Source organism: Kovacikia sp. CALU 1929 (genome assembly GCF_056784235.1).
In genome coordinates this window covers 1-12843 of sequence record NZ_JBXBCF010000110.1, presented here as the reverse complement: position 1 = coordinate 12843, position 12843 = coordinate 1, and the positions used below count along the sequence as shown (strand labels likewise).

The window sequence follows — 12843 nt, the reverse complement described above, 5'->3', positions numbered from 1 at the left end:
ATTTTCACTGATTTATCACATCCGGAATGGGGGAAACCTTAGATGATGAAATATATAGGAACCCAGTGAAGTGTATTGATCGTCAAAACTAATGGGTTGCTACTCAACCAGGAGGAACTCCTATGGAACGGCATTCTGAATTCCCTATCTTCGTACAATCCGCAGTTGCGATCGTGGGCTTTCTGCTAATTTTCTCTCTCGTCGGTTGGATGTTTGAATCGCAAGAACAGATTCATCGGGCATCTGTTTCATCTGGCGAAATCACAGCAGTGCAATAGTCGAGTTACATTTGTTTGCTTTTTAACAATCACAGGATCTGTCGGTAATCTCACTCGGAACTTAACGATAGTCCTGACTCAATTCCTGTAAAGGCACTTTTGCTGGTGAAAACAGACTCGATTCTCTACCGCCTGTTCAAAAGCTTTCCCAGCATTTTCTTTGAGTTGATCGGTCAACCCCCCGAACTTGCCCGTCAGTATGCATTCTCCTCCGTAGAGGTGAAACAAACTGCTTTCAGAATAGATGGCGTTTTCCTGCCAGAACCTGGTCTTGTTGAGCAGCCCATTTATTTCAGTGAGTTTCAGTTTCAGCCTGATGCAGACCTATACTCTCGGTTTTTCACAGAAATTTTTCTGTTCTTAAACAAAACTGAGCTTGTCAATGATTGGTGCGGTGCCATTATCTGGGCAGAACGTAGTCTTGATCCTGGTAGACCTGTACATTATTGGGAGCAGAAGTGTTGAATCCAGATATAAAACTTCATATTTCAGTGGACACTTCAATGGACAAGTGCCTCTGGGAGGAAATCATAGCTCCAGTGGACGATGGAGCAACGACGACTGAATTCTAATTGTAAATAGCGAAACTTATCCAACAATCGATGCCCATAAAAGGCAGGAATTTCCATCAACTCTAGAATCAAATAGGCAATCAGTACCACGTAGATTTGAATCATCACTCCGTTAACGCTTTTACAAATCAAGCGGTCGAGTTTGAGATGCATTTTCAAGAACTTCCACAGCAGTTCAATGTACCAGCGGTTACGATAGATTTCACCAATCTCCTCATTGCTCATCTGATCTAAATTTGTCGCCAAGCGAAACTCACTTCGACTCTCCAGGTCACAAAACCAAACAACGCGATACCGTTGATGGTCAAGTTCGGTTTTCATGTTGTTTTTGAGCCGCACGACGAAGCGCGTTTGAGTGGCACTCAGTTCATCCAAGAAATCCCAACTTGCAAAGCCTCGATCCATTATTCCAACGCCGTTCTCAGGAATCATACTATTCACTGTTTCGGCAAATCGAGCATCATGTCCTTGCCCAAAATGAATCAAACATTCCGTCGGATTGCCCTGCTCTAAATTGATGCCATTGAGCAACTTAACTTGATGGTATTCCTGCTCCCAGAACAACTTGCTGGTCAAACTAATCACTGTTGAGTCAATCGGAATCAACATCTGCGCGGTTGCGGGGTGCTGTCGCTTCAAGCGTTCGAGCAATTCTATATAAATCCGGCAAAAGTTCTCCCCTTGCCGAGTCTTACAGGCTTTAGAAAAGGTTGAAATATCAACACCAATGCCAGCATGATTGATCCGATAAAATAGATCTCGCATGCTCGTCAAGCTGGCGTCGAGCACAAACGTCAGCCAGACTTTAAAGAACAATCGGGTGTTCAAAACTGGGTAGTCAGTCGGCGACAGTCGCTTGACTACCGATTTGACAATATTGGGAAACGACGATAGCATCAGACAGAATTTTTTATTTGATAGGGGTCAGAATACTATTTTCTGACCCCTTTTTTCTTGTCTTAAGCTTTCTTTCAACACTTCTGACACAGAACGTCATCCATTTTCAATTTACAATCTTTCAATGCAGCGGATAACAAAAGCCTTTAAATCAATTTTGAATGAGATGGATCAGATTTCCACAGCCTTATTGGATGCCAATGAAAACCTAAATTATAGGTTGGATAAATTGCCAGAACTTCAGAAGGAGCTATTGAGTGCTATGCAATCTCATATTGATGATTGCTATCGTATTCTTAAAACGCTTCATCCACCCGCCGCTATTAACGAAGTGTTTGTTGAGCGATGGCTAGAAAAAGCCAAGCATCCTACATATAAATATTTTCAAAATAATGTAAAGGATTATAGAAATTCATTTTCACTCATCGTTAACAAAATCAAACATAACGGTGGTCAGTTTCGTCCAATAATGATGTACTCAAGGGGATCGTGGATGAGTACCAGGATGTTGCTGAGTCCGAATATCGCCTGATTCAGTTGATTTCAGGGCTGAGGCGATCGGAGGATGATACCCGCTCCGTACAGGTTAACCTGTGTGTGATTGGAGATGATGACCAGAACATTTATGAGTTTAGAGGAACTAGCCTGCTTTACATTCTTCAGTTTCAGGCAGAATACAGTGCCGAACGGTTTCTGTTGACAGAAAACTATCGCTCTACGGAATCGATTATTGCCGCTGCCAGCGCTCTGATTCAGAACAATCCGCAACGCTGCAAAGGCACGCCGGAAGAACAGGTTCGCATCGACCAGGAACGACGGGGGTTGCAAAGTGACTCTGTGCGGACATTGCAATTTATTGATGAAACGGCTCAGGCTGGATGGATCTGTAAACAAGTTCAGTCCTGGTTGCAGGCGGGTGTACCCTCCAGGGAAATTGCAATACTGGCGCGTTACTGGGATTTGTTAAGTCCAGTCCGTGCCTTGCTGGAACGGGCAGGTATCTCCACCTATGCGCTGAGAGACGAGAGCATTTCACTGACCCGGAACTGGGTGGCTAGTCAATTAATTGACACACTTAGAACAGATTGCAATCGTCTCCTTTCACCAGCAGAGTCTGTTCACCAATGGTTTCAGCAGTTGTTTCACCAATGGCGACGAGACAATCGGGAGCTAACCTTACAGACATTACTAAAAATTGCAGTTGACCTTGACCAGGAAAGGAATTACGGTTCTGCTGAATTAGCACAGCCAATCAGCTTCAATGAAATTCTGACGGCAATCTTTGAATTTGCCCAGAGTGGGGAGGTCTATCTGCAAGAAAATTCTGTGTTAGTGACCAGTTGTCACGGGGCGAAGGGATTGGAGTTCAGTAAGGTAATTTTATTAACCGATAGGTTTAGTCTTCAGAGGAACGAAATTGAGGCAGAGCGGCGGTTGTTTTATGTGGCAATGACCCGTGCTAAAGAAGAATTAGTCCTCTGTTCGACTCAGCCCAGTCGCTTTGTGCAGGAGACCGGAATCAGTGTTGAGGGAATGGACGATCGCAGCCAGGATCTTCCCCAGTTCATGCTCTACCTGGATCTGACTCCAAAAGATGTGAAACTGGGTCATCCGGCTACGACAGAAAATCAATCGGTAATCACTCACCTGCGAGAAGGTGACCCATTATTGCTTATGGCAACCCAAAACAACGATGGGTGGACTATTCGTACTCAGCGACGACAAATTATCGGGGCATTATCAAAAGACGCGGTTCAAACGCTGCAACGGCAGCGGATCTGTCCGGGACAGTTCCAGTTTTGCCCTGGAGAGGTGTCCGTTCGTTACATTTACCACCATCTCAAGCTGAACGAAGTGACAGGCGAAACCCTGGAAGACTGGTTTGTGGTAATTCCACAAATTCGGGTTTGCCGATAGGACCAGGGCGAACATGAACTATTCAACTGGGTTCTTTCTTCACTAAATAAAGCCTTTTCGGGCTATGGTAGTGACCAGATTGATCCAGTTCTTCACTCCCACTGAGTTCTTGCATGAAGCGGTATGCCCTGGTTGTTGGTATTGGTGAGTACGACAGCCCTAACTTAGGGAAATTATCGAAGCCTGCAAATGATGCCAAAGCAGTTGCCCAGGTGTTGCGATCGCAGGGGGACTTTCAGGAAGTCATCCTCCTAAACGGCACGAAAGCAAAGCCGGGATGGGTCGATTACCAGACATTCGATGCTGAACTGACTAAATTTTTGCAGCAGTCCGCGAATCAAGATGCGCTGATTTACTTCACGGGACACGGCTTCACCTTAGAAGAAAGCCGATTCGTCAAACGGGGCTATCTGGCGACTTCCAGTTGTAAGGTGAAGTTCAAAGATAAGCGAATTATTTCTCAGGAAGAAGGCTTTTCCTTTGATGATTTGAACGGGCTGGTGCAGGAGGCGAATCTCAGCAGTTTGCTGATGTTGCTGGATTGCTGCCACAGTGGGTTCTTAATCGAAGATGACCTGGTGAAGAAAAGCCTGCTGGCGTTTTCCAGGAATAACTATTGTCTGATTGCCGCTTGCCGCAGCTTTCAGGAAGCCTACGCGCTGAAGTCAAAGGACCATAGCGTGTTTACAGGAGAGTTGTTGGAGAGCCTGTTGGAGGAGAATGCCAGACAGGGAGAAGTCTCGGCTCTGGATGTTTTTGGCTTCATCGATCGCGCACTCAAGAACAGCGGTCAGGAGCCGATTTTCTTGGGAATGGGCGGGGCAATTCCTGTGGTTAGCTATGCGATCGCGGCTCCCATAGAACCGGATGAGACCTGTCCGTATCAAGGGCTGGAGGCGTTTACAGAAGCGACAGCACGCTTTTTCTTTGGGCGACGGGCGGATGTGGAGGCACTGTGGCAGAAGCTGGAGCAGAGTGCGTTTGTGCCTGTGATTGGGGCTTCGGGCAGTGGCAAGTCGTCACTGGTGCGGGCAGGGTTGATTCCAGCATTGCAGCAAAGTGGGACGAATTGGACTGTGCTGGAGCCGATTAAACCGGGAGAAGAACCACTGACTCAGTTGCGGAAACCGCTAGAGGAACTGGTTCGGCAGCTAACGGCTAAGGTGCCACTGGCTAATTTACTGCGGAAAGCACCGGAAGGCTTGCAACCCCTGATTGAGCAGTTACCCGATGCTGCCAGGTTTCTGCTGGTGGTGGATCAGTTTGAGGAGGTTTTTACCGTCTGTCTGGATGAGGAAGAGCAGGCACGGTTTATTCACCTGGTGACGCAGGTAGCAGCGCTGCCGAATTCGCGGTTGTCGGTGGTGATTACGATGCGGGCAGATTTTGTGGAGTCTTGTCTGCATTATGAGTCTTTGAAGCAGTTGATTCAGACGCAGGCGGTTTACCTGTCGCCACTAACGGGTTCGGATTTGACGGATGCGATCGCCAAACCCGCTGAGCAACAGGGCTACCGTCTGACTCCCGCGCTGCTGGCTGAGATTGTGAAAGACACGCGTGAAGAACCGGGATTTTTGCCGCTGTTGCAGTTTGCCCTGACGAAGCTGTGGGAATATCGCAACAGTCAAGCCCACGAACTGACTTCAGAGGCATACGTCACCATTGGCAAACTGGCAGGTGCCCTCGACTCCCATGCGGATCAGCTTTACACCTATAGCGATTACATTGACCCGCATACGGGCGAAATTACCCTGTCTGCCCAGCAGAGTCGATCGCAGACAGAGCAGGACTGGATACGGGCAATCCTGCTGCGACTGGTGCGATCAGGCGAGGGTGAGAAGGATACCCGACAACGCCAACCGCGAGCGACTCTGGTGGCACTGGCGGGTGAGGCATCAGAGAATCGACAGCAGATTGGACTGGTGCTAGAAAGCTTGATTAAGGGGCGGTTGTTAGTTTCGGAGCGAGAAACCATTGATCTGGCACATGAGGCGTTGATCAACGGCTGGCAACGGCTATATGACTGGTGCCAGGAAAGTCGTGAGCTACGGCGGTTGAGCCAACGGCTGGAAGCAGCACGACTGGAGTGGGAGAAAGACCAGCAGAAGCCCAACCTGGCATCAGAGGAGAAAGACCGCAACCTGATGATGGGTGGATTGCTAGCTGATGTGCGGCAGCAATGGGAGGAACTAAAGCTTTACTTGCCAGATCATGAATCAGACGAAGCATTTTTTAGACGAAGCGATGAGCATGAGAAAAATCAGGTTGCTCAACTGCAACAAGCCTTGACCCAGGTCAAGCAACGCCAAATTGAAGCAGAGAAAAATGAAATTCGGGCACTGTGTAAATCAGGAGAAGCATTATTTGCTTCAAATCAAGCCTTCGAGGCACTATTAGAAAGCCTCAGAGCAGCCACGAAATTAAAACAAGCCAGTTGGGAACATGATGATCAATCGATCGAAACTCAAGTAAAGAAAACCTTACAAAAAACAGTTTATGGCATCAGAGAGTACAACCGCTTAGAAGATATCGAAGCTTCTAAACTGCCAGCGATTGTCCGAGGTTTGTTGATGCAATCAGGAGGAGTGGAATTTCAGCAGCCTACCGTTTGGAGCGTATCCTTCTGTCCTAACAAGCCACTTTTGGCAACGACGAACAGCAACGGTGTTGTGAAACTTTGGCAACTGGATGGAACGCTGCTGACAACGGTAACCAACCATGCTCAAACTAGAGATGGATGGGTTGGATTTAGTCCAGATGGGCGGTTTCTAGCTTCTACTAACGAGGATGCCTCAATCAAGATCTGGGATCTCAATGGAACGCTAGTAAGTTCTCTTGTCGGGCATGAAGGACATATTTCTGATGTAAGTTTTAGCCGTGATGGTCAGTTAATTGCGTCGGCAGGATATGACGGAACTGTCAAAGTTTGGCGAATGGATGGTCAACTGTTGACGGAGATAGCAGGGCATCGAGATTCGGTTATGGCTGTTAGCTTGCATCCAAACGGACAACTCTTGGCTTCTGCTGGTAATTCACCTGCTGATAGCTCAGTTCGGCTTTGGACGCAGGATGGTAAATTGCTCAAGACTCTCTCTGAAGACGAAGGCGGATGGAGTCTCAGCTTTAGTCCAGATGGTCAAATATTGGCTATAGCAACTAGTGGTGGAACCATAAAGCTGCTTGATTTGGATGGCAACACGATTAGAACCTTTGAGGAGCATCGTCAACGGGTGATGAGCCTTTGCTTCAGCTCAGATGGTCAAACAATTGCCAGTGCCGGAGATGAGGGCAGCCTTAAACTTTGGAATTTAGCGGGCAAAGTGCGTTGGACACTGTATCATCCTTCGCGTGTAAACAGTATAAGCTTCAGCTCAGATGGGCAATTCATTGCCTCTGCATTTGGTGAAGGAGTGAGCTTGTGGAAGAAAGAAAACCCGCTACTAAAGCGCCTCTATGGTGACGGGGAACAGTACTTCCCCAGCGTGACTTTTAGTCCTGACAATCAAACTGTAGCGACTGGCAGCAATGATGGAGTAATTAAGTTATGGGGAAGAGATGGTACGCTACTCAAAGCGATACAAGGACATCGTGACCAAATCTGGAGCATAAAGTTTAGCTCAGATGGGAAAATGCTTGCGACAGCTAGCTTCGATCAGACAGTGAAGCTTTGGCGACAGGATGGTACTTTACTCCAGACAATGCAACATGAGGGTAAAGTTTGGGATGTAAGTTTTAGCCCTGACGGTACAACATTAATCTCAGGTGGCGCAGAGGCAATATCAAGGTTATGGGATGTTGATGGCAGTTTAGTTAGAACTTTTGATAATCCTCATGGACGGTTGATTGAGGGAATTGCGTTCAGCCCAGATGGTCAGATGATTGCGGCGGCAAGTAGTGGAGGCACGGTAGAGATACGAAATGCAGATGGTAGTTTTCTGCACAGATTACAAGGACATTTTCGTGGAGTAATGAGTGTTGTTTTTAGTTCTAATGGTCAATATATTGCTTCCTCAAGCAGAGATGCAACAGTTAAGCTTTGGAGTCGAGAAGGAAGTTTACTCAGAACCTTCCGTCACAAAAACTGGGTAACTGATGTGAAGTTTTGGTTGAGCGAACGGAATACGGAACTTGGGTTTAGTGAACTAAATCTTATCTCAGCAGATGCTAATAAAACAATTTACATCTGGTCAATAGATGGTTCACTGGAAACTTTGCTTGAAGGGCACGATGACTTAATTTACCAAATTAGTCTTAGCCCTGATGGTCAGACTCTAGCCTCAACCAGCAGAGACGGAAGTGTGATTTTGTGGAACTGGAATTTAGATTTAGATCAGCTTATGGCTCATGGCTGTAGTTGGGTGAGAGATTATCTACGAACGAATCCTAATGTGGAGGAGCACGATCGCCACTTATGTGATGGGATTTTGGAAGTTGAAGAATGAGATGAGTGTCAATTCTTTGGAGGCTAAGTCGGATCAGGTTTAGCTGGAAACTTGCATTTGACAGAGATTTCAAAGTTCGCCTCAGCAGAGCCTTCCGTAACGATCGGCACTCCCGTTTTCCCGCCAATCTTCAGCCCAAACTTCAGGTTCAGTTCTTCCACCTCCGCGCCGCCAAAGTTTTTGAAGGCACCGATCGCATACCAGGCATAGGCGCGAATCGTCCCGTGAATTTCCTTGAGCTTGGCAACAGCATCTTCTGTGATGCCATAGGATTCGCGATCGTCCTCATCCAGTTCTCCCGCTGGCGGCATCATGGGTAGCAAATTTTCCGGCGTGGTTGTTTCCACAAAAATCGTGTAAGTGGTGCCGTCTTCGTCTTGCAAGAGAACGGGTTGTACCTCTGCCATCGCTGACTCCAGAGAAAATTCAAGGCTATCCTATTACTGAAAGTGTGCGATCGCCTGACCTAACCCGGAAAACTTAACCTTATGGCTCGTCGTTATGCCCTTGTGATTGGCATTTCAGAATACCAGAGTCCCCTTAAACCCTTGAGTAAGCCTGCCAGTGATGCTGAAGCGGTTGCGGCGGTGCTAGAGAAAGGGGGAGACTTCCAGAAAGTGACTGTCTTGAAAGGAGCCGTCACGAGTGCCAAGCTGATTCAGGCATTACGAACTTTGCTTCTGGAGCAAGCAACCCAGAACGATGTGTTACTTTACTTCACTGGGCATGGCATTCCAGTAGTTGATCCGGTGGTTGGTAAACCCAGAGCCTACCTGGCAACGTCGGATACCGCGATCGCCCTCGAAGGGAAGCAAGTGATCGAAGCACGACGAGCAGTGCCCCTCGACAGCCTGAATGACCTGATTCAGGAATCCCAGTTAAGCAGCTTGGTGATGCTGTTTGACTCCTGTCACAGCGGTGATTTTCTAGAACGGAGTCTGGTCGAGAAGACCTTTACCGCTTTCAGTACCCATAAGGACTATTACTTGATCACCGCTTGCCGAGGCTTTGAGCAGGCATATGCCATCAAGCGTGGGCAGCACAGCATTTTCACGGGTGCCTTGCTGGCAGGGCTATCTCAGGCAAATGCCAATGAAGATGGACAGGTGACGGGCGATCGCTTGTTTGAATCTGTTGCTAGAGAGCTAAGAGGCAGTGGACAAGAACCACTCCGCATGGGCTATGGCGGCTTGATTACGCTCATGAATCATCAACCGCAGCCGACGAGGCTCACGGCGATCGTGGATGCAGCGGGAGAACCCGTCTGTCCCTATCAGGGCTTGCAAGCGTTCACCGCAGAGCAACAAGCCTTCTTCTTTGGGCGGCAACGAACCGTTGAAGACATCCGGCAACGGTTAGAGCAACAGCCGTTCGTCCCGGTGATTGGCGCTTCAGGCAGTGGCAAATCTTCAGTCGTACGAGCCGGATTGATGCCCTGGCTAGCGGCAACGGGTTGGCAGATACTTGACCCAATCAAGCCAGGATTCGATCCGTTGACAGCATTAAGAGCCGTCTTTGAACCGTTTTTCCCTCGCTCCAACCGCGAGATTCAGCAACTCCATCAACTCATCAAAACTGCCCCCGATCCATTGCCTGCTTTGGTCAAGCGGCTCTCTGATGCAACGACTACCGCCGATCAGGAAACACCAGAACGTTTTCTATTGGTGGTGGATCAGTTTGAGGAAGTGTTTACGCTCTGCCCGGATGAGGGCGATCGCCAGCGCTTCATTGACCTGCTGACCCAGGTTGTCAATCTCCCTGATGCTCGGTTAGCAGTGGTGATCACGATGCGAGCAGACTTTCTGGAACCTTGTCTGCGTTACCCAGCACTGCACCAACTGATTGAAGCCCAAGCCAAGTACCTGGCATCACCAACCGGGGTTGATTTACGCGATGCGATCGTGGAACCTGCAAAACGGCAGGGATACAGCGTCGAGGAAAGCTTGCTGTTCAAGATTCAGGGAGATGTGGGGAAAGAGCCAGGATTCCTGCCCTTATTGGAATTTGCCCTGACCAAACTATGGGAGCAACGAGACACAGAACAAAAACTCCTAACCCTGGCACAGTATGAAAATCTGGGAGGCTTAACCGGAGCACTCAATCTCCATGCTGAGCAGGTCTACCACTTTCGAGACTTTGAGCGGGACACGCCGACAGACCCACGAACTGAACAGGAGCAAGCATGGATTAAGCGAATCTTCCTGCGGCTAGTGCGAACCGGAGAAGCAGAAAAGGACACCCGCCAGCGCCGCCCTAAATCTGAGCTATTGGCGATCGCAGACGCAGATCTCGATACCCAAGACCTGTTGCGTGGACTGCTTGAAGATGACGGAGGGCTGGTGCAGGGGCGCTTGCTAGTAACGGGGCAGGAACAAGCCAACTTTGATTCCTGGGTAGATTTGGCGCATGAGGCTCTACTAGACGGATGGACTCGGTTTGCCGGGTGGCGCAAAGGAGATCGGGAAGTGCGGAGACTGCGCGATCGCATCCATGATGACTTCAAGGTTTGGAGAATCCACAATTGCGACAATAATTTCTTAATTTCAGGTGGCTTACTGACTCAGATTCATAAAAGTCGTTTGGATCTTGAACTTTATCTAAGCTGTGAAGAGATGGAGTTTTATCAATTAAGTTACAAGTACCAAATTCATCAAACCTCATATGAGCAAGAAGTTAATCAAGTTAAGGAGCAGCTCCGGAGTTTACAAAAAAAAGTAGTTAACAAAATGAACCAGACTGTTGATAATGCAACAGATTTAGCTGAATTCAACCAAGAATTGAATAATTATGTAGAAGAACTTCAGGTTTTTGAGGTAAGAAGAAAATCATCCCAATTGATGGCAGAATGGTTAATTGAAAATCAAGAAGATTTAGCTGAGATTATATATAGATATATTTTTAGCCACATCACTGAATCAAACGAAACCCGTTTCAGGTTTCAAGAACTGAACAGATACTTAAGTTGGTTATATAATAGCCTTCTAGCTATGCAGCCAAGAGACACTGAGCTTGAGCCTCCATCTTCTGTGCCTGCAATCTTGTATGCGCAAGCCTTTGATTTTTTGAGACAAGAATTACCTGCTGAAGAACCATCTAGAGATGCGAAGGAAGAGTTCGATCTTTATCTTGAATATTTGATTAATTACTTCAATTCGCTGACTTAGGTATTTTTTTATTTTTCCACTTTAAGCTTAGAATTCAGGGTTTGGAGTAGAAGCACCCTGATTCATCAAAATACCTCGGCTTAGTTCAATTTAGAAAGGACTAACGATATGTCAGCTTGAAGCTGATTGAGAGCTTGTACTAAATCCTCATTACTACTGAATGAGTTGATAGAGGTACCCAAGTAGCCGTTTAAATCTCCCAACACACCCTTAAGTCTTCCTGCGGGAAACTTCTGGCAATCTCTTCCTAGTGGACAAGCGCCAGAAGAGTTCTTTTGCTTCGCCAAAGGGCACTTTTGACCCAGAGGACATGATGTAGCCATGCCACCTCCTGAAGCGAGAATTTCTACTCACTCTTTCAGAGGAAAAAATGTCCATCAGGAATATCATCAACTTGATTTCATCTGCTTATTCAATTTGTCTGCGGATTCTCGTGTTTGCTCTATGGAATTGGATAAATCCTTATCTTCTTTGAACTGACTCTCAGCATCACGAAGGGAGGACTGAAGTTTACCCAAAGTAGATTTCAAGCTTGTCAGCGGAAAGTCTTTTGCTTTAGCCATGAAGAAAACATCCAGAACTGGTTTGTACAGTTCTTCTTTCTGTGGCTTTTCAATGATTTCAGGAAAATTAAGGCTGCAATACATTTGATTTGATTAACAAATAGTATATTTGTATTATATATAGTTATGGTTCTTCTTGGTATGCTCAGTCACTATTTGCTGCAAGCAACCGAACCCCACCACATCACACCCATTTCAAAAATTCTAAAACCGAAGAAGCAAAAGCTGCCTGTGAGGTTTGCCAGAAATTACGTGTGGTTACAGGAGGCAAACAGGGAGCAAGGCGCTTAACTATCTCTAGTACTTCAAGATTTAGCTTTCAGTTGTTTAAGCATCATGTCTGTTCAAACATTTTTATAGGGCTTGCCGCAGTAGGGACAGAAGCGGAACTTGAGGGAAAGAATCGGTTCATTGCAACTTTCACAGCGATCGCGCAACGGACTCCCACAGGCGAAGCAATGCTTAGAGCGCGGGTGTGTCCACTTGGGGTCAGGTGGTGTTCCCGGCACCCAGCATTGAGGGCAGAACTTGAGAGCCGCGATCGCAGCAACGGCTACTCCCTTACAGACTGCATCCAGATACTCCACAGGGATACTTAGGGCGTAAGCCAAGCCACTTTGCGGCGGCGGAAACGGGCGATGACTCGGCGCTGCATACTGGGTAGGAAGCGGATGATGCACCATGGATGGAGTTGGTCGAGATATGTCATAGGACTTTGGTAGGGGAATCGATGTTTTGCTGATTGAGGGTGGTTTGAATGATGGTCAGCACCCGTTGGCGATCGCCCTCTCCATCCACGGGGTGCAGCAACCAGGCGCTGATGGGATACGGCTGGTAGGTGAGCCGATAGTGCTTGTTGGAGTTGACCTGATACCAATTTAAATTGAGTAGAAGGCAAATGATTTAGACTGAGAAGTAGTGTTTCAGACTCAGCCAATGGTGGGTGTTACGTCAATCGAAGTGAAGGAAAGTTTGGATGATTTAGCTTTGCAGTTACGTCAAGCGGAAAC

At 47.3% G+C, this 12843-nt stretch carries 11 protein-coding genes; 7 read left to right on the top strand and 4 right to left on the bottom strand.

The features are described 5' to 3' along the window. Window positions 1-122 precede the first annotated feature (122 nt). Both AC1S52_RS30980 and AC1S52_RS30975 read left to right on the top strand, forming a co-directional pair. Window positions 123-278 (top strand): hypothetical protein, encoded by a 156-nt coding sequence (locus tag AC1S52_RS30980; RefSeq protein ID WP_482032908.1) that lies wholly within the window; start codon window positions 123-125, stop codon window positions 276-278. A gap of 105 nt (window positions 279-383) precedes the next feature. Then, window positions 384-743, top strand: coding sequence for an Rpn family recombination-promoting nuclease/putative transposase (locus AC1S52_RS30975; RefSeq protein ID WP_482032907.1), 360 nt, complete (start codon window positions 384-386; stop codon window positions 741-743). A gap of 35 nt (window positions 744-778) precedes the next feature. Here AC1S52_RS30975 and AC1S52_RS30970 read toward each other — a convergent pair whose 3' ends face one another. Beyond that, the gene (locus AC1S52_RS30970) at window positions 779-1747 is read right to left on the bottom strand and encodes a transposase (protein ID WP_482032906.1); all 969 of its coding nucleotides are present in this window, start codon (window positions 1745-1747) and stop codon (window positions 779-781) included. Between the two features lie 124 nt (window positions 1748-1871). Between AC1S52_RS30970 and AC1S52_RS30965 the strand changes: the two genes are divergently transcribed. From AC1S52_RS30965 to AC1S52_RS30955, 3 genes are all read left to right on the top strand, one after another. Next, the gene (locus tag AC1S52_RS30965) at window positions 1872-2279 is read left to right on the top strand and encodes a hypothetical protein (protein WP_482032905.1); all 408 of its coding nucleotides are present in this window, start codon (window positions 1872-1874) and stop codon (window positions 2277-2279) included. Next, on the top strand, window positions 2237-3664 hold the full coding sequence (locus AC1S52_RS30960; protein WP_482032904.1) for a 3'-5' exonuclease: 1428 nt from the start codon (window positions 2237-2239) through the stop codon (window positions 3662-3664). The genes AC1S52_RS30965 and AC1S52_RS30960 overlap by 43 nt, the downstream gene beginning before the upstream one ends. A 113-nt stretch (window positions 3665-3777) precedes the next feature. Continuing rightward, the gene (locus AC1S52_RS30955; RefSeq protein WP_482032903.1) at window positions 3778-8106 is read left to right on the top strand and encodes an nSTAND1 domain-containing NTPase; all 4329 of its coding nucleotides are present in this window, start codon (window positions 3778-3780) and stop codon (window positions 8104-8106) included. Between the two features lie 23 nt (window positions 8107-8129). Here AC1S52_RS30955 and AC1S52_RS30950 read toward each other — a convergent pair whose 3' ends face one another. Next, entirely contained in the window at window positions 8130-8513 is a 384-nt protein-coding gene (locus AC1S52_RS30950; RefSeq protein ID WP_482032902.1) for a CU044_2847 family protein, read from the bottom strand. A gap of 81 nt (window positions 8514-8594) precedes the next feature. Here AC1S52_RS30950 and AC1S52_RS30945 point away from each other — a divergent pair, with 81 nt between their 5' ends. Further along, window positions 8595-11270, top strand: coding sequence for an nSTAND1 domain-containing NTPase (locus tag AC1S52_RS30945; protein ID WP_482032901.1), 2676 nt, complete (start codon window positions 8595-8597; stop codon window positions 11268-11270). A gap of 389 nt (window positions 11271-11659) precedes the next feature. On the opposite strand, the gene AC1S52_RS30940 is transcribed toward AC1S52_RS30945, so the two are convergent. Continuing rightward, the gene (locus AC1S52_RS30940) at window positions 11660-11917 is read right to left on the bottom strand and encodes a hypothetical protein (RefSeq protein WP_482032900.1); all 258 of its coding nucleotides are present in this window, start codon (window positions 11915-11917) and stop codon (window positions 11660-11662) included. A gap of 260 nt (window positions 11918-12177) precedes the next feature. Next, a complete protein-coding gene (locus AC1S52_RS30935; RefSeq protein WP_482032899.1) occupies window positions 12178-12516 on the bottom strand; it encodes a zinc ribbon domain-containing protein in 339 nt (112 codons plus the stop codon). Between the two features lie 52 nt (window positions 12517-12568). On the opposite strand from AC1S52_RS30935, the gene AC1S52_RS30930 reads away from it, so the two are divergent. Next, complete coding sequence (locus tag AC1S52_RS30930) at window positions 12569-12715, top strand: hypothetical protein (RefSeq protein ID WP_482032898.1); 147 nt, start codon at window positions 12569-12571, stop codon at window positions 12713-12715. Window positions 12716-12843 lie beyond the last annotated feature (128 nt).